Here is a 21,731-nt window from a genome sequence, read left to right on the forward strand (position 1 = left end):
GAGCGCCGGATCAGGCGCCTTGCCCGCTGGCCCGACCGGCCCTGTCGCTGCGGCCCGCCTGGGCGGTCCGGCCGCTGCGGCCCGCGCGACCGGTCCGACCGCCGCGGCCCGTGCCGAGATTCTGGCTCGGGTGCGTACCGCTCTCGGCGACCGGCCGGATCCGGCGCCGGTGTCGCGTGACTACCGGCTGGCCGGCCAGGGCTCCGCGAGCCTGCCTGCCGGCGCCGCCCCGGGCACCGCGGTCCAGGTGCTGATAGACCGCCTCCTCGACTACCACGCACTGGTACGTCGGCTACCGGCCGCCACGGCAGCCTCGTCCGCCGGCCCCTCGGGGCTCGCCACGGGCGGTTCCGCGGAACCGCCGAGCGTGGCCGGAGCCGTCGCCGCGGCCCTCGCCGAACGGGGGGTGCGCCGCCTCGTCCGCCCGGCCGGGCTACCCGCCTCCTGGCTGGCCGAGCTGGCGCAGCTGGCCGAGCTGCCTGAGGGGGTCGAGCTGCTCGACGACGACCCGCCGCTGTCCGTGCGCGACCTCGACGCCGCCGACGGGGTCATCACCGGCTGCGTGCTGGCGATCGCCGAGACCGGGACGATCGTCCTGGACGGTGGCCCCGGCCAGGGGCGCCGCGCGCTCACCCTGATCCCGGACTACCACCTGGTCGTGGTCCGTGAGGACCAGATCGTGGCCAGCGTCGCCGACGCCATCGCCCACCTGGACGGCGCCGGTGCTACCCGCCCGCTCACCTGGATCAGCGGCCCCAGCGCGACCAGCGACATCGAGCTCAACCGGGTCGAAGGCGTCCACGGCCCCCGCACCCTGGAGGTCATCATCGTCCACGCGGCCGCCGGTCAGGAGTTCGGGGGCTGACATCCGCTGCGCGTGCGGCGGTGATGGCGAGCCGCGAGGTACATATAAGTCAACACTGCCAATAGAAATAGACGGGGCCGGGAAGGCACCGTCGCGCCGCGCCGGCAATTCCCCTCAAGAGAGCCAAAAGGGGCGCAGGTCTGTTTAGCAATCCGCAAGAGTGGAGGATTTTGGCTGCCAGAACGACCAAAATCCTCCACTCTTGCTCGGTAGCAGCCAAAATCCGAAGCTCGGGATTCTGCTGCCTGCCCCTGCCTCCTGCGGGCGGATCACCTTCGCGGCGGTCGGTCATGCCTTGCCGCAGGTCACCTTCGCGCCGCGCAGTTCATAGCTCATCAGCCCGTCGCACCAGGTCATCTCGGGGGTCTGCACCAGGCGCAGGTCGGGCAGGCGGAACAGCCGGTCGAGGAACACCCGGGTCTCGGCCATCGCGACCTGGGCTCCGGGGCAGCGGTGGCTGCCGTCACCGAAGCTCATGAAGGTGCCGACCGTCCGCATGCGCTTCGCCCGGTCCGGGTCGAGGGCGTACGGGCATTCGCCGACGGTCTCCGGGTCGACGTTCGCGGCCCGGATGTCGACGGCGAGCACCTCGTCGCGGCGGGCGGAGCCGGGTCCCAGCTCGACGTCCTCGGTGGCGCGCCGGTGCAGCATGGCGGCGACCGGCTCCAGTCGGAGGATCTCCTCCAGGATCGTGGTCTGCTCGGCCTCGTCACCGGCGGTGAACCGGGCGCGCAGCTCGGCGTGGTCGAACAGGTGCCAGGCCGCCATGACGATGAACTCCCGCGTGGTCACCATGCCGGCGACCGCGTAGGTCATGCATTCGATGAGGATCTGCTTGTCCGGGTAGCCCTCGTCGAGCAGGTGCGAGATGACGTCGTCCTGCCGCTCCGCCCGCCGCGCCTTGACCGCCGGGCGCACGTCGTTGCGGAAGAACCGCAGCGCGTGCACGGCGGTCACCGCCTGCGCGGGGACCCGGACGGCGGGATGCATGCCCCGCAGCCGGGTGCCGAGCAGCGTCGCCTGGATGCGCTTCGCCATCGCCCGCTGGTCGCTGTTCGTCAGTCCGACGATCTCCGCGGCGACCGCGACGGCGAGTTCGTAGCTGAGCTCGTCGAGGTTCCCGCCCCCGGCCGCCTGGAGCTTGCCCAGTAGCTCGTCGGACGTCTTCTCCATGACCAGGCGGTGGCGGGTGTTGATGGCCTTGGGGGTGAAGTAGCGCGCGATCGCGGTGCGGCGGCGCTTGTGGATCTCGCCGTCGAGGAAGAAGACCGAGGCGAACTCGCCCGCGGCCTTCATCTGGTCGGAGCCGGCTCCGGCCTGCAGCATGCTGCCGCTGCGCAGGATCTCGCGGCCGAAGGCGAATTTGCCGACGACCCGCGCCCCGGGATCGGCATGCACCCGCTGTGCTGCCAGCACCGCCGACTTGCGGTCGTCGCGCGCCGGGTCGATCGGGCACGCGGAGGGCACGGGCACGGTACTGGTCACAACCCACTCCAGTTGCTGATGCGTTGAGCATTTGGTGGATGTCGGACATCGACAGGGTCAGCGTAGCCCATTTAGTGCAATGGGTCTTGCCTCAATTGCCGGCGGCGCCGCGGTCTGGACCGGGCCTCACTTCGTCGGTACATTAGTTGAGTAACGAACCGATGGTCCTGACGGAGTGGGGGGTGGCAGTGCTCGATGGTGGGACCCCGTTGTTCACCCAGATCGCGGAACGACTGGCCGACGAGATCGCCGAGGGCTCGCTCGCGGAGGGCGAGCGGGTGCCGTCCAGCAACGAGATGGCGGCCTTCTACCGGATCAACCCGGCCACCGCGGCGAAAGGGCTCAATGTGCTGATCGACGACGGGCTGCTGGAGAAACGCCGCGGTATCGGCATGTTCGTGGTGGCCGGGGCGCGGGAGCGGCTGCTGGCCGACCGCCGCAGGGATTTCGCGGAGCGCTTCGTGCGGCCGCTCGTCGCCGAGGCCCAGCGCCTCGGCATCGATGGGGAGTCATTGGTTGAGCTGGTCCGCGAGGCCAGCGGAGTCCAGGGAGGTGTTTCGCTGTGACGGCCGCCATCTCGGTCCGCGGGCTGACTCGCCATTACCGCGGCCACCGTGCCCTCGACGACGTCACGATCGACATCGACGGTCCGTCCATCACGGGCCTGCTGGGGCGTAACGGTGCCGGCAAGACGACCCTGCTGCGCATGATCGCGGCCCAGGAGCTGCCGTCGCGGGGCCGGGTTCTGGTGTTCGGCGTGAACCCGCTCGAAAACGACGCGATACTGCGCCGCCTGGTCCTCATCCGCGAGGACCAGACCTTTCCGGATTTCAAGGTGCGGCACGCGCTGAAAGCGGCGTCCTGGTTCTACCCGAACTGGGATGGTGACCTGGCCGCGGCGATGGCAGGCGAGTTCGACCTGCCGCCGGACCGCGCGGTCAAGAAGCTCTCCCGCGGGATGCGCTCGGCACTGAGCATCGTGATCGGCCTGGCGGCCAGGGCCGAGATCACCCTGTTCGACGAGCCATATGCCGGGCTCGACGCCGTCGCCCGCCAGCTGTTCTACGACCGGCTGCTCGCCGAGTACGCCGAGCATCCTCGGACGATCCTGCTGTCCACCCACCTGGTGGACGAGGCCGCCGCCCTGCTGGAGCGGGTGGTGATGGTCGACCGCGGCCGGGTGGTCCTCGACGCGCCCGCGGATGACCTGCGGGGTGCGTACACGTCCGTGAGCGGCCCGGCTGCCGCGGTGGCGCAGCTGCTGGCCGACCGGCCCGACCGGCCTGGCCAGGACCGGCGCCGGGTCGCGGCCCACGAGTCGGTGGTGCTCGCCGGCCCGCTCGACAGCGCCGACCTGCAGCGCGCCCGCGACCTGCACCTGCGGCTGGAACCCCTGTCGCTGCAGCAGGTCCTGGTCCATGCCGCGGGTCGATCCGACAGCGAGCGATCCGACAGCGAGCGATCCGACAGCGAGCGATCCGAGAGGGCGAGCGCGTGACCAGCTGGAGCACCATCGTCAACGTCGGGCGTTACCACCTCACCCAGCAGCCGTTCTACCTGACCCTGCCCTGGGCCCTGACGGTGTTCAGCCTGTTCATCAACCTGATCATCTCGACGGTGACTCCCACCAGCATCCACACCGGTGGGCTGGCCACCCTGTACATCTGGATGTTCGTCGGCGGCCTGCTGGCGACGCACCGGTCGCTGCCGTTCGGGCTCGCCCTCGGTCTCAGCCGGCGCTCCTACTACCTCGGGACCGCCGGCCTCGCCGTTGCCCTCTCGGCGGCCGACGCCGTCGCCCTCACCGCGCTGTACGCCCTGGAGGGGGCCAGCGGCGGCTGGTGGGTCGACCTGCACTTCTTCCGGATCTCCTACCTTCTCGACGGGCCGTGGTACCTCACCTGGCTGACCTCCTTCGTCGGCCTGGGGCTGCTGTTCGTCTACGGCATGTGGTTCGGCATCGTCTACCGCCGCTGGAACGTGACGGGCCTGGCCGCTTTCATCGCAAGTCAGGGGGCGCTGCTTCTCGTCGGCGTGCTGCTCGCGGCCTGGGCGGACGCATGGGCGGCGATCGGTCGTTTCTTCACCGATCTCAGCTCCGGGGGGCTGACCGGCGTCCTCGCCGTCGCGACGGTGGCACTCTTCGTCGGCGGATTCACCACGATGCGCCGGGTCACGGTCTGAGTGGCTGATCGTCTGACCGGCTGACCAGGTGCTCAGGCGGCGACGGCGCCGACCTGGCGCAGGATGGTCAGCCGGTCGGGCAGCACCGAATAGTTGACGATCTGGTTGTCGCGGAAGGTGATGAGGCTGATGCTGTCGGCCTCGATGCGCCGGCCGGTTCCGGGCACGCCCCACAGCTCGCCCTCGTGGGTGCCCTCGATCCGCCAGAACACCACAACCCGGTCGCCCTCGGCGAGGAGGTCGGTCACCGTGGCCCGTACGTCCGGAACCGACGTGCGCAGTCCGTCGACGTGCTCCTGGAAACCCTTGCGGCCGTTGGACCAGCTGGCCTGCGGCCGGGAACCATCGGTTCCGTCCTCGGCGACGAACGTCTCCAGCAGCTCCGTCCTGCCTTCGGTGACGACCTCCTCGTAGAGGCGGCGGGCGATCTCCTTGCGGATCTCGATGCTCATGTCGATCCTTTCTACTGGGGTGGCTCGCCGGGATAGGTGGGCGGCAGCAGGATCCCGTTCGAGGCGGTGAGCCCGCCGTCGACGGGCAGCGTGACCCCGGTGATGTACGAAGCCGCCGGCGACGCCAGGAACCAGACGGCCTCCGCCTGCTCGCGTGGCTGGGCCCAGCGGCCCATCGGGATACGCCGGGTCAGCGCCGCGGAGAGAACCGGGTCCGCGCGCTGGCCGGCGGTGCGGGGCGTCAGGGTGAGCCCGGGCGCGACCGCGTTGACCCGGATGCCCTGGAAGGCGTAGTCCAGCGCGGCCGAACGCACCAGGTTGTTCGCCGCGGCCTTCGTGGTGTTGTAGGCCCAGGTGTAGGGGTCGCCACGAAGACCGGCGCCGGACGACGTCACGACGATCGATCCGCCGCCGGCGGCTCGAAGGGCCGGTGCGGCCGAACGGATTCCCAGCGTCAGGCCGCGGACGTTCACCGCGTAGATCGCGTCGAGCTTTTCGATGGCACCCTCGGCCTCGATCGGCGGGGCGCCCCCGAGCCCGGCGTTGAGGACGGCGGTGTCCAGGCGGCCGAAACGTTCCACCGCCAGCGCCACCATCGCGTCGTTGGTCTCCGGGTCCGCCACGTCGCCCACCAGAGTGACGACCTCGGAGTGGCCGGCGAACTCGTCGAGCCCCTCCTTGGACACGTCGACGGCGACGACGCCGAACCCGCGCTCTGCGAACAGCTCGACGCAGGCTCTGCCGATGCCGGCCGCGCCGCCGGTGACGACGACTGATCCGCTGGGCATCCCGCTCCTCGTTTTCGCAACACCCGGGTAGCGATTCAGTAATAAAACCGCTCGACTGACCACGGACGTCATTTCCGCCGGCAGTTGACGTCGGCGGATGTCGGCAATGTTCACCGACTCTACAATGGCGACAGCCGGTGTTATCCGGCGTTTCGTTCCTACAGCGGGATGTTGCCGTGATGGCCGCGCCGGGCGGGTGCGTCCGCCAGTGCCTCGGCGACTCGGCGGCGGGTTTCGGCCGGTTCGATGACGGCGTCGATGACCCCGAGGGCGAGCCCGCGGTCCACCCCGCCGGCCGTGCGGGTGTGCTCCTCGACGAGTCGGGCGAGCACGGCCGGCCGCTCCTGTTCGGACGCCGCGGCCAGGGTGCGCCGGTGCAGGATGCCGACCGCGGCCTCGGCGCCCATCACGGCGACCTCGGCCTGCGGCCAGGCGAGAACGGCGGTAGCCCCCAGCGAGCGGGAGTTCATCGCGATGTACGCCCCGCCGAACGACTTGCGGGTGACCAGGGTGACCCGGGGCACCGTGGCCTCCGCGAACGCGTACAACAGTTTGGCGCCGCGCCGGACCACCCCGTCCCACTCCTGGCGCACACCGGGCAGATAGCCGGGAACGTCGACCAGCACAACGAGCGGGATCCCGAACGAGTCGCACATCCGGACGAACCGCGAGATCTTCTCGGCGCTGAGCGAGTCCAGGCAGCCGCCCTTGCGGATCGGATTGTTCGCGATGACTCCCACGGGCTGGCCGTAGAGGCGACCGAGGCCGATCACCGCGTTCGGTGCCCAGCGCGGCTGGAGCTCCTCGAACGGGTACGGATCATCGTCGAGGATCCGCAGGATCAGCGGCCGGACGTCGTAGGCCCGGCGGGGCCGCTGCGGGAGCAGCGTGCCCGGGTCGGGCCGCCGGCGCTCGTCGGCGTCGAGTTCCGCCGTGCGCCCGGGATCGATGACGAACGGGCCGGACCCGGCCAGCAGGTTGGTGATCCGCCGTGCCCGCTGGTAGGCGTCGCTCTCGGAGGACGCCTGCACGTGTACGACACCGGACCGGCGTCCGTGCGCATCGGCGCCGCCGAGGCCTTCGGAGTCGATCTGCTCGCCTGTGACGCTGCGGACGACATCGGGGCCGGTCACGAAGACCCGGCCGGCCGGCGCCATGACGACGACGTCGGTCAGCGCCGGCCCGTACGCCGCGCCACCCGCGGCCGGCCCCAGCACCACCGAGATCTGCGGGATCCGGCCGGAAGCGTGGATCATGGCGGCGAAGATGCGGCCGATGCCGTCGAGGGCCTGCACCCCTTCGGTGAGGCTCGCCCCACCGGAGTGCCACAGGCCGATGACGGGGCGGCGCAGGCGCACCGCCTCCTCGATGGCGGTGACGATCCGGGCGGCCCCGTCGGCTCCGATCGCCCCGCCCCTCCGGGTTCCGTCAGTGCAGAAGGCGACGGCGGCCTCGCCGTCGATCCGGCCGCGACCAGCCAGCACACCGCTGGCGGCCCCGCCGGGAAACGGGATGAAGGAACCCGCGTCGAACAACTGGATGAGCCTGTTGTGGGGAGTGCGGGCATCCTGCTCCGGGATGACTACCTGAACCCGGTCGCCGCTTGCCACCTCGGTCATGTCATTCCTTTCCCAGCGTGAACTGGTCCGAATGATGACCGGTCGTCCTTCTAAATCTCTATAGTCGCGCTCAAGCCGGCCCGGAGCAGGTGCCGCCCCGGTTCAGCAGGACCGCCACGGTGCTGCCGCGGCTGTTCGTGACGACCACATCGGCCCGGTCGTCGCTGTCGCCGAGCAGGTCGGCGGTCTTCACCGCGGACGGACCGGGGCCGACGGGGTAGACCTTCGGCGGCCCGAACACCCCGTGTCCGTTGTTCAGCAGCACCGACACGGTCTCGTCTCCCTGGTTCGCGACGACCAGGTCGTCCGCGTCGTCGGCGGTGAGGTCGCTGATCTCCACCCCGGTCGCGCCCGGACCGGAGAAGTACGCCACCGGCGGACGGAAGGTCCCGTCACCGTTGCCCAGCAGCACCGACACGGTGGCGTCCCCGGAGTTCGCGACGGCCACGTCGTTGATGTCGTCGCCGTTCATCAGCCCCACCGTCACCGAGGCCGGACCGGGCCCGGTGACATAGGCCTGCGGGCCGAGCAGGATGCCGTGGTTGCTCAGAAACACCGACACGGTTCCGTTGCCGGCGTTCGAGACGGCAACGTCGCCGACGCCGTCCCCGTTGAAATCGCCCACTCCCAGCGACGCGGGGCTCGGGCCACTGAGGTACGGGACGGCGGGCTGGAAGGTTCCGTCACCGTTGCCCAGCAGCACCGACACCGTGCCGTCGAAGCTGTTCGCGACCGAAAGATCGACGATTCCGTCGCCGCTGATGTCCTCGGCCCGCAGGCCACCCGGCCCACTGCCGGCGAAATAGGGAATTGGGAGCCGGAAGGTACCGTTGCCGTTGTTCAGGTACACCAGCACCGTGTCGTCGTATCGGTTCGTGACGGCGATATCCCGGAAATCGTCCCCGTCCAGGTAGTTCGACCGCACCCCGGCCGGCCCGGAGCCGGTGAGATAGATCTGTGGCGGTCCGAGCGTTCCGTCGCCGTTGCCGAACAGTATCGAAAGGGTGTTGTTCCCGGTGTTCACGACGGCCACGTCGACGATGCCGTCGCCGGAGAGCTCCTCGGTCGCCGCCGCCACCGGGCCGGGCCCGGTGAGATATTCGGCCGGCAACGGCCCGGGCGCCGCCGGCGCTGCCGGAGACAGGGCCACGAGTATGAACGAGGCCAGAAGAACCATCACGGTCAGGCGCCGGTACAGGCCTCGTGCCACGGGCCTGATGGTGGCCTGGCGAGTCCCGGTGGCCCGGTAGCGACACACGAGACGTGTCGACCCGGTCGGGCTGTCGACCCGGTCGGGCTGCCGACCCGGTCCGACTGCCGGCCGGCGGGTGCTCCGGCCGGCCGGCGGCTCGGGTTGGATGCTCACCGTGGTCTGGAGCCCGTCGCGGAATCCCGACCTCCGGCCTGCTACTGCCGCTGCTGCTTCCGAGCAGGAAGTGAGGATTTCGGCTGCGAGGACAACCAAAATCCTCACTTCCTGCGGATCGTCAGGCGACTGCTGTGCGCTCGCTGGGTGTCACTTCTGGTAGGTGAGGCAGTCCACGCCGTTCAGGTTGAAACCGACGCTGATTCCGTCGGCCTGACAGACGAAGTTCTTGTTGTGCCGACAGTCGGTGACCTTACAGGCGCCTACGCGGCCTTTGTCGGACGGGTTGCCGCCTTTCGAGGGAGCGACGAAGAAGGTGTCGCAGTGCGCCACCAGAGCACCTGAGTCCCCGACGGTGATCGCGGGGGCGTGGCAGGCCTGCTTGCCGTTGTACGCGCACGCGTCGACGGCACACTTCGTGATGACGGGAAGGTCCATGATTGGCTGCCTCTCCTTGTGGAAATACCTCGAGAGGAAATCCTCTCGGGCACTTCCTAGAGTCGGCCCGAGGTCTCGTCAAGACGGGAGGAGAGTGTCGCAGAATAGCGCCGGCACGTGAGGTTGGCCTAACCTAAAAATCTCGCGGAGAAACTAGGATGGGGACGGAATGGTGAGATAGCCGAGGATCTCGGCGCCATGCGCCGCGAGGTCCTGCTCGGTCAGCCCGCCGCGGTCATGCGCGTCCCGGGGCAGCGCCGGAACCTCGGCGGCGTCCACCAGCAGGACGTAGATGCGTGTCGTGATCCCGGTGTAGCCGCCGTAGCCGAGGTTGTAGGGCTGGACCGTGAAGCAGTTCTCGGTGGTCAGCTCCAGCACCTGGCCTGGGTAGAACAGGCCGTTTCCGGGGTTGTGGGCCGCGGTGGAGTCCGTTGTCGCCGGGTCCGCCCAGGAGGCCCCCATCAGCATCTGCCCAGCCGCGGGCCGGCCACTGATCTTTCCGCCCACCGCGGCGGAGGGGCTCCACGACGCGAAGTACTGGTAGGCCCCAGCTGTGACCCGCAGCCCGGTGGCCGCACTGCTCGGGCCGTCGACGACTGCCGCTTCCGTCGGCAGTTCCAGCCGGTAGCAGCCGCTGCCGGCCGACGGCCCGCCGGCCGGCGCCGGGCCCGCGTTCGCCGGCGGGCCCGGCCCGCCCACCGGCGCGGCCGCACCGGGCAGGGCAACACCGGGCACAGCGACGCCGGGCTGAGCAGCACCGAGCCGAGCCCCGTTCGGCGCGACCGGCCCAGCCGACTGGGCCGACAGCGCCGACAGCGCCGACAGCGCCGACTGGGCCGACTGGGCCGACTGGGCCGACTGGGCCGACGGTGCCGGCGCGGCGGGGGTGTCGCCGTCGGCCAGGATGAAGATCATCGCAGCGACGGCCGCCACGGCGGCGATCAGCGCCGAGCCGGTCAATGCCTGGGCGGCTCGGCGCGAGAGCCCGCCCGCCACCGGCGGCGCTGGCGCCGCGGGCGGCACCGGCGGTGCCAGGACTTCGTCAGGCGCCGTGGTTTCGGCGGGCGCCGCGGAATCGGCAGTCGCCGCGGGCTCGGTAGGCGCAGGGGCTTCGGCGACTGCCGGGGGCTCGGCGGCAGCCGCGGGCGACGGCGCCGCCGACGGCGCTGCCGGCGGAGTCGGGGGCGGCGCCGGGGGTGCCTTCCTGGCGACCCTCGGGTGCAGCCGGTGCCAGATGTCCAGCCAGGCTTCACTGTGCTCGGGGTCGTAGGCCGCCACGATCAGCGTGAGGGTTTTGAGCGTCAGCCGACGACGCCCGTTGCGCAGGTCGTTCACCGTCGTCTTCGACACCCCGACGCGCCGCTCGACCGCACGATCGTCGGACGTCCCCAGCAGACGCACCACCGCGGCCCGAAGGTCCTCGTCGTTCGAGATCTCCGTTGGTTCCGCGCCCGGTGTCCCGGGATCTCCCTCCGACGGTGGCAGTGTCGTCGTCCCTTCGTGCGCCGTGCGTCGATCGCCTGGTGTCACAGCGATTGTCCCAGGTCCGCCCGGCGGCAGGACAGGACGGGACACACAGGACGACAGCCACCACCGAATCCGGCCGGGATCAACCTCTTACGTGGGTAACCTCGTCACGCGAACGGGGGGCGCCCAGTAACCGGGCACCGGGGCTCAGCGCCGGTGCCCGGCGGCTGGTGGCCGGGTGCCGGCGACGTCGAGCAGCGCCGGGGCGAGTTCGCGCCATTCGCGGTCCGGCAGCGCGGTCGGGTCGGCGGTGAGGACCTGGATGGCCACGTGGTCGGCCCCCGCCTCCAGATGCTGGCGGACACGGCCACGGATCACCTCGGCATCGCCATGGGCGACGATCGCGTCAACCAGTCGGCGACTCGGTCCGCCGACGAGGTCGTCGTCACCGAAGCCCATCCGCCGGACGTTCGCCAACTGGTGAGGTGCCATGGTGACGTAGGCGGTGACGTGCGCCGTGGCGATCTGGCGGGCTCGGTCGGCATCGGTGTCCAGAACGACGGCCTGCTCGACTCCGAGGAACGCGTCAGGGCCCATGATCGCGCGCGCCTGCCGGGTGTGCTCCACAGGTACGAAGTACGGGTGGGCCCCCCAGGTCCGTTCGGCTGCCAGCGACAGCATCTTCGGCCCGAGCGCTGCCAGTACCCGGCGCACGGCCGGCTGCGCGGACGGGCTGTGGGCAGGCACGGCGTCCATGGCCGCCAGGTAGTCGCTCATGGTCGAAACCGCTTTGGCCACCGCCGGCACGGGGTAGCCGTCGAGCTTGTGAATGGTGTCGTCAACCCGGTGCCCGCCCAGGCCGAGAAGGTAACGCCCTGGGAACGCCTCCCCGAGAGTGCGGGCCGCGGCCGCCTGTGTGATCGGGTCACGGAAGGCGATGTTGGCGATGCCGGACGCGACGGTGACCTGCCGCGTGGCCGACAGCAGCAGCCAGGCCTGGCCCACTGTGTCGCGACCGAAGCCCTCGCCGTACCAGATGGCTCCGTAGCCCAGCTCCTCGATCTCCGCCGCGGCCTCCCGCACCCGGCTGGCGGGCTGGCCGTCGAAGGCGAACGTCCAGACGCCGACGTTGCCCAACATGCGTTCTGGGTCCTTCACCATGCTCCTCTGCTGCCGCTCGTCTGCACCGGTCCTGGTTCCGGACAGGCTGTCCGATTCCGTTCGCCAAAATACGGACATGCTGTCCGCTTGTCCATGTACGAGGATGAGGACGAAGGTGAAGGCCAGGTGAGGAGGCGGCGGTGGAAGGACGAGCTCCGGTGCGGAGCCCCCGGCGAACCGACGCCCGGCGTAACCGGGAGCGCCTGCTCGCCGTCGCGCGCGAGACGTTCGACGAGGCCGGCCCGGACGCGTCCCTTGTCGAGATCGCACGGCGGGCCGGGGTCGGGCAGGGAACCCTCTACCGGCACTTCCCGACCCGGGCGGCGCTCCTGAGCGCTGTCCTCGCCGACCGGATCGAGACCCTGTGCCGACAGGCCGCGGAGCTGTCGGCCACCCGGTCGGCGGACGACGCCCTGGCGGCCTGGCTGCATCTGTTTCTCGCCCACGCACGGGTCAACCATGGCCTGGCCGGCACGTTCATGATCGAGGAATCCGAGGCGGTCACCGTCGACTGCCACCAGGTGATCATGGCTGCCGCGGCAGATCTCCTCGGCCGTGCCCAGCGGGAGGGCGCGGCCCGCACCGACCTGCGCCCGGACGACCTCGTCCAGCTCGTCGTCGGCGTCGCGCTGGCAACCTCCCGCGGCGACGACGCCGACGACGACCAAGCCGTTCGGCTGCTCAGGCTGACCCTCGACGCGGTCCGAGTCTCCGGCGGGGACGCCTGACGGCCGAAGCCTGACGGCGGGTTCAGCCGCGCCCGGGCCACGTCCAGTCGCGGATCTCGGGCAGGTCCTCGAAGTGCTCGGTGACGTAGGCGTGGTGCCGTTCGATCGACAGCTCGCAGTGGTCGACGAGCCGGTCGGTGCCCGGGTGGGTGGTGCGGGCGAACTCCACGGCGAGGCGGGCCAGGTGGAACCGGCTGACGCCGTTGCGCACGACCATGTCGAACGGCGTCGTGGTGGTGCCTTCCTCCATGAAGCCGCGCACGTGGAAACGGCTCGGGTTTGGCCGGCCGTGCAGCAGCTGGTGGACGGCCCGGCTGTATCCGTGGAACCCGACCACGACATCCGTCTCATTCGTGAACAGGGCACGGAACATCGGATTCGAGAACCCGTGCGGGTGCAGGTCGGACCGCAGCAGGGCCATCAGGTCGACCACGTTCACCACCCGTACCGACAGGCTGGGAACGAACTGGTGGAGCAGGTCGGCCGCGGCGAGGATCTCCATGGTGGGGACGTCGCCGATGCCGACGAGCACGATGTCCGGGTCCCGCCCGTGCCGGGCCTCGGTACCGGCCCACTCCCAGACCGAGGCGCCGCGGGCGCAGTGCTCGGCCGCCTCGTCCGCGGTCAGGTACTGCAGGTGCGGCTGCTTGTCGGCGACCATCAGGTTGACGTGGTTGCGGCTGCGCAGGCAGTGGTCCGCGACGGAGAGCAGCGTGTTGGAGTCCACCGGCAGCCAGATCCGCGCGACACCCGGGGACAGCGGCACGACCGTGTCGATGAGCCCCGGGCCCTGGTGCGAGAAGCCGTTGTGGTCGTTGCGCCAGCAGGTGCTGGTCAGCAGCACGTTCAGGCTCGGCACGGGCACGCGCCAGTCGAGCTTCGACGCCTCCTGCAGCCATTTCGTGTGCTGGACGACCATGGAGGCCGAGACCATCGCGAACGCCTCGTAGGTGGCGAACAGGCCGTGGCGCCCGGTGAGGGTGTAGCCCTCCAGCCAGCCTTCGCACAGATGCTCGGAGAGCACCTCCATCACCCGGCCGTCGGGGGAGACCCGGTCGTCGGTCGGCTCGATCGGGGCGACCAGGCAGCGGTCGGAGACGTCGAGGACCGCGCCGAGACGGTTGCTGCTGAGCTCGTCCGGGCTGAAGACCCGGAATGTGGTCGGATTGTCCTGGTAGACGTCGCGCAGCAGCTCACCCAGCGGCCGGGTGGTCTCGTGCAGGAGCGTGCCGCGGCGCGCCGGGTCGATCTGGAGGGCGTAGGAACGCCACTCGCGCAGGCGCAGCGGCTCGGTCCGGCGGCCGCCGTTGGCGTAGCTCGCCGCGCCCATGCGCCTGTCGCCGTCCGGCGCCAGCGCGGCCAGGTCCGCGATGAGCCGCCCGCCGGCGTCGAAGAGGCGCTCCGGCTCGTAGGAACGCAGCCAGGCCTCGAGCTGCGCCAGATGTGCCGGGTTGTCCCGGACTCCGGCGAGGGGCACCTGATGGGCCCGGAAGGTCCCCTCGACCTGAACGCCGTCGACCTCGCGCGGACCCGTCCAGCCCTTGGGTGTACGCAGGATGATCATCGGCCAGTGGGGCGCGTCGGTCACCGTCGCCCCCGGCCGCCGTGCCGCGACCTGGAACTCGCGGATCTGCCCGTAGGCGGTGCGCAGCGCCGCCGCGAAGTCGCGGTGGACCTGCTCGACGTCCGACCCCTCGACCCAGTGGACGTCGTAGCCGTGCCCGGTGAACAGGTTCGTCACCTGCTCGCGGCTGTGCCGGGCCAGCACCGTCGGATTGGCGATCTTGTACTGGTTGAGGTTCAGGATCGGCAGGACTGCGCCGTCGCGGCGCGGGTTCAGGAAGCTGATGCCCTTCCAGCTGCCCTCCAGCGGGCCGGTCTCGGCCTCGCCGTCGCCCACCACGGCCGCGACCAGCAGATCCGGGTTGTCGAACGCCGCGCCGAAGGCGTGGACCAGGGCGTAGCCGAGCTCGCCGCCCTCATGGATCGACCCCGGGGTCGGGACGCTGACATGACTCGGGATGCCGCCAGGTGTCGAGAACTGCCGCACGAGTCTGGTCAGCCCGGCGACGTCCCGCGAGACCGCCGGGTAGATCTCGGAGTAGGTGCCCTCCAGGTAGGTGTTGGCGACCAGCGCCGGGCCGCCGTGCCCCGGGCCGGTGACGTAGAGGACGTCCTGGCCGGTCAGCCGCACCAGGCGGTTCAGATGCGCGTAGATGAGGTTCAGCGCGGGTGAGGTGCCCCAGTGGCCCAGCAGCCGCGGCTTGATGTCCTCACGCCGCAGGGGCTGGCGCAGCAGGGGGTTCGCGAGCAGGTAGATCTGGGCGGCCGTCAGATAGTTCGCGGCCTTCCAGTAGTCCACGAGGCGCGTGAGCGCCTCGTGGTCCAGCTCCGGGACGGTGGTGGTGTTATCGGTCGACTGTGCCGTCGCAGTCATGCGCCGTGGATATCACGTCCACTGTCAGCTCACGGTGAGGCCGTCAGCTCACGGTGAGGCCGTTGTCGACGGTGTAGACGGCGCCGGTGATCGAACGCGCCTCGTCGGAGGCGAGGAACGCGAACAGGGCGGCGATCTCCTCGGGCTCGGCCAGCCCGCGCATGCCGGCCATCCGCCCGACGAGGTCGGGGTCCATGTCGCTCGGGAAGGTGCCCGAGGTGGCGATGTTGGTGTTCGTGCCCGCGGGCGCGATCGCGTTGACCCGCAGCCTCGTCTTGAGGAACTCGACGGCGAGCGACCGGGTGAGCGCGATCAGCCCGCCCTTGCTCATGCTGTAGGCCGCCGAGTAGGGAACGCCCTGCAGGCCGGAGTTCGACGCGATGTTGATGATGGTGCCGTCGGTTTCCAGCAGGTGGGGGATCGCGGCCTGGGCGAGGAAGAAGCAGCCGTCGAGGTTCACGCCCATGACCCGCCGGTACTGCTCGACCGGCATCTTCGTCGTGTGCTCGGCCAGGTAGATCCCCGCGACGTTGCCGAGCACGTCGAGCCGCCCGAACTCGGCGACGGCCGCGGCGACCGCCTCGGCGCAGGCGGCCGGGTCGCTGACGTCGGCCTGGCGCACCGACAACCGTCCGGTCGTCAGCGCCAACGCCTGCGTCTTCGTCTCGGCGAGCCGGCCCTCGTCGATGTCGATGCCGAGCACCGACGCTCCCTGCCCAGCGAGCCGTAACGCGATCGCACGGCCCATGCCGGACCCTGCGCCGGTGATGAGCGCCGCCTTGCCCTCAAACGAAGCAGTCATGATTGGTGAATCCTCCGAACTCTGTGTCAGGATTTCCGCTGGTCGGTGAAGACGCCGGGCTGCCCGGAATGGATCTCGATCCACTCGGCGCCCTCGTCGCCGGCCCGCCAGGCGTAAAGAAGATCGGGCGTGAAGAATCCCATTCCCGCACCGACCCTGCGCCGGCCGAATATCAGCTCGCCGCGCAGGACGTAGTTCAGCTGGTGCGTGCCGTGCCGGTGCGGCTTGACCTTCTCGCCGGGAGCGGCTGTCTCATGGAAAACAGACAGCTCCGGGGACTGCAGGATCGTCCTGGTGACAAGGTCGCGTCCGAAGAGGTCGAGGTACTCCTGTGCCTCTTCGGAATCACCGAAGAGCTCGGCGTTCGTGTGCCCCGGAAGCTGGTTGACATCGAAGAAGAACTGCCGGGCGGGCTCATCGGCCATCAGTCGGCTCCTTCCACGCGCCGTCGGCGCTCTGAACAATTCACGTCTCAACCGGCCGTCCGGTCAACTCGTGACTTTCGGAGCGCAAGCGGCTATGCGGCGGCCGGATGGTCCTGGCGGAACACGAAGAGGCATTCGCCGAGGTTGGGCCGTCCGCCGGCGTGGCGGTGCCGGGCGGGCGGAGCCCGCCCGACGGCGACCCGTCCGGTTCAGCGGAACCGCGCCGGGCTCGGCTACCGCCGGGCCGGGCGCTGACAATCCCGCCCGCGCGGTCTGCGCCGTGGTCCGTGGTCGTTCGGGAGCCCGGCGGACGATACTGTCCGAAGCCCCCATTTCGACATGCCGCGGCCGGAACTCCCATGCAGGCCGGCGGTTCGGACGGAGATGTGCCATGACCACGCCAGGACAGCCGCCGTATCCGGACCCGGGCAGGCAGGGACACGGTTTCGGTGAGACGGGGCCACAGGAGCCGGGCTTCGGCCCGCCACCCGGCGGATTCCCACCCGGCGCGCCACCCGGTGGATTTCCACCCGGCCCACCGCCTGGGTACGGTCCGCCGCCGGGCTATGGGCCGCCGCCGGCCTACGGGCCCCCGCCGGGCTACGGTCCCCCACCGGGCTACGGAGGCGGGTGGTTCGACCCCACAGCCCCCTACGGACGCCACCCGGTGACTGGTGAGCCCCTCTCGGACAAGCAGAAGCTCGTCGCCGGGCTGCTCCAGTTCTTCCTCGGTGGGGTCGGTGCGGGGCGGTGGTACATGGGAAGCAACGGCATCGCGATCGCCCAGCTGCTCACCTGCGGCGGGCTCGGAATCTGGGCACTGATCGACGGCATCATCATCCTCACCAGCGATGTCCGGGACCAGTACGGCCGCCCGCTGCGTGACTGACGCGGGCACCACCGACGGGCCCGCGGGGCGCCGCCGGCGGCGTCTCCTTCTCACCGGCGCGGCCGGGTGCCTGGTGGCGGGCGCGGTCTACCTGGCAGCCGTCGACCCGCACGACCCGGCCGCCGCGATGCCGACGTGTCCGACGAAGGCGCTGACCGGCCTGGACTGCCCGGCCTGCGGCGGCCTCCGGCTCGCCCACGATCTGCTCCACGGCATGCCGGCGGCCGCCGCGCACGACAACCTGTTCCTGCTGGTGTGCGCACCGCTGCTGGCCGCGCTCGTGGTCCGGCAGGCCCGTGCCTACGAGCGCGGCGTGCGCGCGCCCCTCCCGCGCCCGCTTGCGCACGGCATCGCGGGTGCCGCGCTGGCGTGGACGGTCGTCCGCAACCTGCCGGGCTGGCCGCTCACGCCGACCACCGGCTGACAGCCGGGCGGTTCCGCGCAAGCGCCCCACGTTCGGCCAGCGCCGGCTGCCGGCCAGGGGAGCACTCGGCCGGCTGCACCGAGCTCGGTGCCACCGAGTTCAGCGGGATGGTGCGGAACATCGGCGGCTCCTGCTCCGGCGTCAGGGCGGTCGGGCCGTGGATCCAGTCGGTGAAGCTGTAGTCGTAGGTGTCGCGGGACCGCAGGATGACGTTGCGCTGCAGCCGCGGGACGCCGTCGACGTGCCACAGCGCACTGTCGGCGAGGGTGGGCCGGTCACGACGGTCTGGCCCGGCCCACCCTCGCCGGCTCCCGGCAGCTCCCAGCGCCGCGAGGCATCGGACGTCGCCAGGACGAGCACGCCGGCAGCAGTGACGGACGAGGCGGCGGCGAACGAGGCGGCGACGGACGAGCTTGCGGCGGGTGGCGGTTCCGCGGAACCGCCGCGTCGTTCGACCACGTCGTCGCACAGCGCGGCGAGGAAGTAGGCGGACAGCTCGCCGAACGAGGCGCTGAGCCGCAGGTCCACGGCGTGCACACACACCTCACGGGACCGCAGCCACGGCAGCTGCTTCCGAGCAAGAGATGGTGATTTCGGCTGCGAGGACAACCGAAATCCTCCCATCTTGCGGATTGTCAAACGACTTCGCGCCCCGGTTGTACCTATTGGCGTGAATTGCTGGTGCCGTGTGGTGATGTGGGATCCCGGCGGGCCCGGTCAAGATCGGTAACGCTGTCCGATCTTTCTGTGTGAAAGTTTACTTGACATCCTGTAAAGCTCTGTACGAGTGTGGGGTTCGCCTCGCGAGGTGAGGGCTGTCGGCGGGAATGGGCGACCTTCCCGATTCGGTTGAGCCTTCAACGGAACAGCCTCGCCCAGAGTGGAGATCCCCCATGTCCAGGCCCCTCCTGCAGATCATCATCGCGAGCACCCGCCCGACCCGAGCCGGTGCGGCGGTGGGGGCGTGGATCGCCGACGCCGCACGGGCGCAGGGTGGCTTCGACGTCGAGGTCGTCGACCTCGTCGACGTCGATCTGCCGATCTTCAACGAGCCGAACCACCCGATGACCGGGAACTACGTACACGAGCACACGAAGCGGTGGAGCGCCACGATCTCCCGCGCGCAGGCGTTCGTGATCGTGACCCCGGAGTACAACCACAGCTTCCCCGGCTCGCTGAAGAACGCGCTGGACTACCTCAGCCGCGAATGGCGCTACAAGGCCGTCGGCCTGGTCTCCTACGGTGGGGTTTCGGCGGGCCTGCGCGCGGTCACGCAGCTCAAGCCGGTCCTCGCCGCGCTGCGCATGGTGCCGGTGACCGACGCCGTCTCGGTGCCGTTCCTCGGCCAGCGCCTGGACGAGTCCGGCGCCTTCCGCAGCGACGAGCTGATCGACGCATCCGCCAAGAGGATGCTCGACGAGCTGGTGACGGTGGGCACCGCGCTCATCCCGTTGCAGTCGCCCGCGGGCGACTGACCGCCCGGCTGTACGCCGTCTGACGGCAGCACGTCATCCGAGCCGGCGGTTCCGCGGAACCGCCGGCGCCTGCCCGCGCCTGTTTCTGCGCTGCCACTGCCCCTGCGCCAGACAAATGTCGGGACGGCGACCGGCCCGTAGTGATTTGTGGCCAGCTGTATAGGCTGATCCAACTATGGCGGGGCAGCGGGAAACACTGCACGACATCGGATACTCACGGTGATCTTCGATCGCGGGTGGGTGGAACGAGCGCTGCCCGCCTATCGGGTGGGCGAGCAGCTGGGCTCGGGGTCGTTCGGTGCGGTGCTGGCCGGTGAACACCGGTGGCTGGACCGTCGAGTCGCGATCAAAGTGATGGCCGGCGACGGGACGGCGGGCGCCGCGAGCGGGTTCGCCGAGGAGGCGAAGGCCCTCGAGAAGCTGAAACACCCGCATGTGCTTCATGTGCACGACTATGTCGAGGCCGAGGGCCTCTGTCTGGTGGTGATGGAGCTGATGGCCGGCGGCACGCTGGCTGATCGGCTGCTCGGTATGACCCCGGAACAGGCGTGCGGGGTCGGGCTGGCTGTCGCGGCGGCGCTGGAGCATGCGCACAGCCACAAGATGCTGCACCGCGACATCAAGCCCGAGAACATTCTTTTCGGCGCCGACGGCACGCCCGTCGTCGGCGATTTCGGCCTGGTGAAGATGTTCGAGGGCTCCGCGGCGACCGCGAGCGGATCGGGCACTCCGCTGTACATGGCGCCGGAGCAGATCCAGGGCGGCCGGCTCGGGCCGGGCGTCGACCTGTACGCGCTCGGAGTGGTGCTCTACCAGTTGCTGGTCGGGACGCCGCCGTTCGGCCGCGACCGGCAGTCGGTGCCAGCGGTGATGTTCCAGCACCTGACGCAGCCTCCGCCCCCGATGACCGGTGTGGCGGCCCCGTTGGCCGACGTCGTGCTGCGTGCCCTGGCGAAGTCACCCGCCGACCGCCACCGGGACGCACCAGCCTTCGCCCTCGACCTCGCGCGGGCCGCGACCAAGGTGTTCGGGCCAGGCTGGGCCGCCCGGACGGGGCTGTCGTTACACCTGTTGGACACCGTCCGGCGGTTCGCCCTCCATCCCCGCGATCCCTTCGATTCCGGCGATTCCAGGCCCGGCACGGTCACGGACGGGGGTGCCGGCGGCCGAGGCGGGGCGGAGCGGCCCAGCTGGGACTTCTTCGTTTCGTACGCCAGGGCCGATCGTGCCTGGGCGGAATGGATAGCCGGGCAGCTGGTCGCCGCCGGCCATCGGGTGCTGCTGCAGGCCTGGGACGAAACGCCGGTCCCGTACTGGAGCACCGGCATGTTCGAGGGCACCGTGTACGCCGCCCACACGTTGGCGCTCCTCTCCCCGGCCTATCTGGAAACGGTGCTCGGGCGGCCTGAATGGAACGCCGCCTCGGGTTCCGACGGGGCTCGGTTCGCCCGCACTCTGATACCGGTACGCATCGCGGACTGCCCCTGGCCCGACCTGCCTGCCGGCGGTCTGAACGTCGATCTCACCGGGACGTCCGCCGACGAGACGCGGCGCATCCTGCTCGACCAGCTCGACGCGGCTCGCAGCGGGTCCGCGAGCGGTCCGGCCCGCACCGAGATCGACGTCGCTCCCACGCCCGTCGGCGCACCGGCGATCAACTCGCTGATACCGCCCCAGCGGCATCCCGCGGGCGGCGTCCCGAGCGTTCCACCGGTGACCGTGACCACGCCGGTCACCGAGCCCACGCCTGCGTCTGAGCCTGCGTCTGAGCCCGAGGTCGCGCCCGCGTCTGAGCCCGAGGTCGCGCATGCGCCCGCGTCTGAGCCCGCGCCCGACGCCGCGGCCGACCTGGACACGCCGGGCCCGGTGTCCCGGCGCGAGCGGCAGCGTGCGCGCAGGCGCAGGTCGCGGCGCCGAACGGCACGGCTGGCCACGATCTGCGGTGTCGTCCTGGCCGTTCTGGCGGTGTCGGTCGGGGCGGTCATGTCCGGGAACCTGTTCGGTGGCACTCGCGGGGACTCGAGCGATGCGACGGGCTCCCAGGGCTCGGGCGGCACGGTGAAACTGACCCCGGTGCCTTCGCCGCCCACCACCGTCGTCACGCCCACCATGAGCCCCACGCCAACCGCGGTGACCTCGGCGGTCGGCTCGACGGCTCCGGTCGCTCCGACGACCTCGCCCGCCAGCCGGCCGACGGACCTGGTCACCACCACCAGGCCTCCTACCGTGACGAGGACGACGGCTCCTCCCGTCAACTCGGCCCAGGCCGCCCCGGCGGGCCCAGGCAGCGGCGACAGGTACCAGGAGGGCTCACAGGTGAGTGTCTCCGGCTGCACGGGCTGGCTGAATTTCGAGGGCGTGCTGTATGGAAAGCTCTCCGCCGGCGCCGGGTCATGTGTCGCCGACGTCATCGTGAACGGTGAGGCGAACACCAGCTCCTCCACCAAGCGGCTCGAGGCGTCGAACTACGCCACCGCGAACTCCAAGCCGGGCAGTTTTCTCGTAATCGGCTACTACAGCTACTCGGAGCGGATCTGCGTCTGGAACGCGGCGGATCCGGGTGGGAAACGGTGCTCGCCCACGTTCGTGGACACCCAGGGCAAGGTCTCGCGGCGGTGACCGTCGTGCCTCGCACCATGGCATACGCAGGCGGGCCGGCCTGAGGGAGCTCAGGCCGGCCCGCCGTCAGCAGGTGCTGTCAGTGCTCAGAGAGCGCCGATCGGATG

Annotated in this window: 21 protein-coding genes; 9 read left to right on the forward strand and 12 right to left on the reverse strand. The window is 70.5% G+C overall.

The features are described 5' to 3' along the window. Window positions 1-19 precede the first annotated feature (19 nt). Window positions 20-865 carry a LutC/YkgG family protein gene (locus AWX74_RS08180; RefSeq protein WP_242666136.1) on the forward strand — a complete coding sequence of 282 codons (846 nt, stop codon included), beginning with the start codon at window positions 20-22 and terminating at the stop codon, window positions 863-865. A gap of 288 nt (window positions 866-1,153) precedes the next feature. Here AWX74_RS08180 and AWX74_RS08185 read toward each other — a convergent pair whose 3' ends face one another. Further along, window positions 1,154-2,350: a cytochrome P450 gene (locus AWX74_RS08185; RefSeq protein ID WP_091273319.1), complete on the reverse strand. Its 1,197-nt coding sequence runs from the start codon at window positions 2,348-2,350 to the stop codon at window positions 1,154-1,156. 161 nt (window positions 2,351-2,511) lie between these two features. Here AWX74_RS08185 and AWX74_RS08190 point away from each other — a divergent pair, with 161 nt between their 5' ends. The 3 genes from AWX74_RS08190 to AWX74_RS08200 are packed head-to-tail and all read left to right on the forward strand — an operon-like array spanning window position 2,512 to window position 4,534. Beyond that, entirely contained in the window at window positions 2,512-2,916 is a 405-nt protein-coding gene (locus AWX74_RS08190; protein ID WP_207550287.1) for a GntR family transcriptional regulator, read from the forward strand. Then, window positions 2,913-3,848 (forward strand): ABC transporter ATP-binding protein, encoded by a 936-nt coding sequence (locus tag AWX74_RS08195; RefSeq protein ID WP_091273320.1) that lies wholly within the window; start codon window positions 2,913-2,915, stop codon window positions 3,846-3,848. The genes AWX74_RS08190 and AWX74_RS08195 overlap by 4 nt, the downstream gene beginning before the upstream one ends. Next, window positions 3,845-4,534 (forward strand): ABC transporter permease, encoded by a 690-nt coding sequence (locus AWX74_RS08200; protein ID WP_091273321.1) that lies wholly within the window; start codon window positions 3,845-3,847, stop codon window positions 4,532-4,534. Before AWX74_RS08195 ends, AWX74_RS08200 begins: the two co-directional genes overlap by 4 nt. A 32-nt stretch (window positions 4,535-4,566) precedes the next feature. Here the strand turns inward: AWX74_RS08200 and AWX74_RS08205 are convergent, their stop codons facing one another. The 7 genes from AWX74_RS08205 to AWX74_RS08245 form a co-directional block, all read right to left on the reverse strand. Continuing rightward, window positions 4,567-4,986, reverse strand: coding sequence for an ester cyclase (locus tag AWX74_RS08205; protein ID WP_091273322.1), 420 nt, complete (start codon window positions 4,984-4,986; stop codon window positions 4,567-4,569). An 11-nt stretch (window positions 4,987-4,997) separates the two neighbouring features. Next, complete coding sequence (locus tag AWX74_RS08210) at window positions 4,998-5,774, reverse strand: SDR family NAD(P)-dependent oxidoreductase (protein ID WP_091273323.1); 777 nt, start codon at window positions 5,772-5,774, stop codon at window positions 4,998-5,000. Window positions 5,775-5,932: 158 nt separating this feature from the next. Beyond that, entirely contained in the window at window positions 5,933-7,393 is a 1,461-nt protein-coding gene (locus AWX74_RS08215) for an acyl-CoA carboxylase subunit beta (RefSeq protein ID WP_091273324.1), read from the reverse strand. 70 nt (window positions 7,394-7,463) lie between these two features. Next, on the reverse strand, window positions 7,464-8,603 hold the full coding sequence (locus AWX74_RS08220) for an FG-GAP repeat domain-containing protein (RefSeq protein ID WP_131799429.1): 1,140 nt from the start codon (window positions 8,601-8,603) through the stop codon (window positions 7,464-7,466). 306 nt (window positions 8,604-8,909) lie between these two features. Further along, entirely contained in the window at window positions 8,910-9,197 is a 288-nt protein-coding gene (locus tag AWX74_RS08225) for a DUF1540 domain-containing protein (protein ID WP_091273327.1), read from the reverse strand. A gap of 153 nt (window positions 9,198-9,350) precedes the next feature. Beyond that, complete coding sequence (locus AWX74_RS40660) at window positions 9,351-10,727, reverse strand: helix-turn-helix domain-containing protein (protein ID WP_193209777.1); 1,377 nt, start codon at window positions 10,725-10,727, stop codon at window positions 9,351-9,353. A gap of 144 nt (window positions 10,728-10,871) precedes the next feature. Then, window positions 10,872-11,804 (reverse strand): TIGR03620 family F420-dependent LLM class oxidoreductase, encoded by a 933-nt coding sequence (locus AWX74_RS08245; protein WP_226931139.1) that lies wholly within the window; start codon window positions 11,802-11,804, stop codon window positions 10,872-10,874. Between the two features lie 161 nt (window positions 11,805-11,965). On the opposite strand from AWX74_RS08245, the gene AWX74_RS08250 reads away from it, so the two are divergent. Continuing rightward, the gene (locus AWX74_RS08250) at window positions 11,966-12,553 is read left to right on the forward strand and encodes a TetR/AcrR family transcriptional regulator (RefSeq protein ID WP_091273330.1); all 588 of its coding nucleotides are present in this window, start codon (window positions 11,966-11,968) and stop codon (window positions 12,551-12,553) included. A gap of 22 nt (window positions 12,554-12,575) precedes the next feature. On the opposite strand, the gene AWX74_RS08255 is transcribed toward AWX74_RS08250, so the two are convergent. The 3 genes from AWX74_RS08255 to AWX74_RS08265 are packed head-to-tail and all read right to left on the reverse strand — an operon-like array spanning window position 12,576 to window position 16,217. Further along, window positions 12,576-14,990 (reverse strand): phosphoketolase family protein, encoded by a 2,415-nt coding sequence (locus AWX74_RS08255; RefSeq protein WP_091273331.1) that lies wholly within the window; start codon window positions 14,988-14,990, stop codon window positions 12,576-12,578. A 43-nt stretch (window positions 14,991-15,033) separates the two neighbouring features. Continuing rightward, window positions 15,034-15,792 (reverse strand): SDR family NAD(P)-dependent oxidoreductase, encoded by a 759-nt coding sequence (locus AWX74_RS08260; protein WP_091273332.1) that lies wholly within the window; start codon window positions 15,790-15,792, stop codon window positions 15,034-15,036. A gap of 26 nt (window positions 15,793-15,818) precedes the next feature. Continuing rightward, on the reverse strand, window positions 15,819-16,217 hold the full coding sequence (locus tag AWX74_RS08265) for a cupin domain-containing protein (RefSeq protein WP_091273333.1): 399 nt from the start codon (window positions 16,215-16,217) through the stop codon (window positions 15,819-15,821). Between the two features lie 667 nt (window positions 16,218-16,884). Here AWX74_RS08265 and AWX74_RS42270 point away from each other — a divergent pair. Next, window positions 16,885-17,106, forward strand: a complete 222-nt coding sequence (locus AWX74_RS42270; RefSeq protein WP_311984281.1) for a TM2 domain-containing protein — start codon at window positions 16,885-16,887, stop codon at window positions 17,104-17,106. Beyond that, entirely contained in the window at window positions 17,099-17,530 is a 432-nt protein-coding gene (locus tag AWX74_RS08275; RefSeq protein WP_091273335.1) for a DUF2752 domain-containing protein, read from the forward strand. Before AWX74_RS42270 ends, AWX74_RS08275 begins: the two co-directional genes overlap by 8 nt. Here AWX74_RS08275 and AWX74_RS40665 read toward each other — a convergent pair. Beyond that, window positions 17,511-17,999 carry a hypothetical protein gene (locus tag AWX74_RS40665; RefSeq protein WP_091273336.1) on the reverse strand — a complete coding sequence of 163 codons (489 nt, stop codon included), beginning with the start codon at window positions 17,997-17,999 and terminating at the stop codon, window positions 17,511-17,513. The two genes, AWX74_RS08275 and AWX74_RS40665, sit on opposite strands and share 20 nt — an antisense overlap. 424 nt (window positions 18,000-18,423) lie before the next feature. On the opposite strand from AWX74_RS40665, the gene AWX74_RS08285 reads away from it, so the two are divergent. Next, window positions 18,424-19,005 carry an NADPH-dependent FMN reductase gene (locus AWX74_RS08285; RefSeq protein WP_091273337.1) on the forward strand — a complete coding sequence of 194 codons (582 nt, stop codon included), beginning with the start codon at window positions 18,424-18,426 and terminating at the stop codon, window positions 19,003-19,005. Between the two features lie 219 nt (window positions 19,006-19,224). Next, entirely contained in the window at window positions 19,225-21,624 is a 2,400-nt protein-coding gene (locus AWX74_RS39870; RefSeq protein ID WP_165615522.1) for a protein kinase domain-containing protein, read from the forward strand. Window positions 21,625-21,731: the final 107 nt, after the last annotated feature.

It is taken from the genome of Parafrankia irregularis, assembly GCF_001536285.1.
GTDB lineage: Bacteria > Actinomycetota > Actinomycetes > Frankiales > Frankiaceae > Parafrankia > Parafrankia irregularis.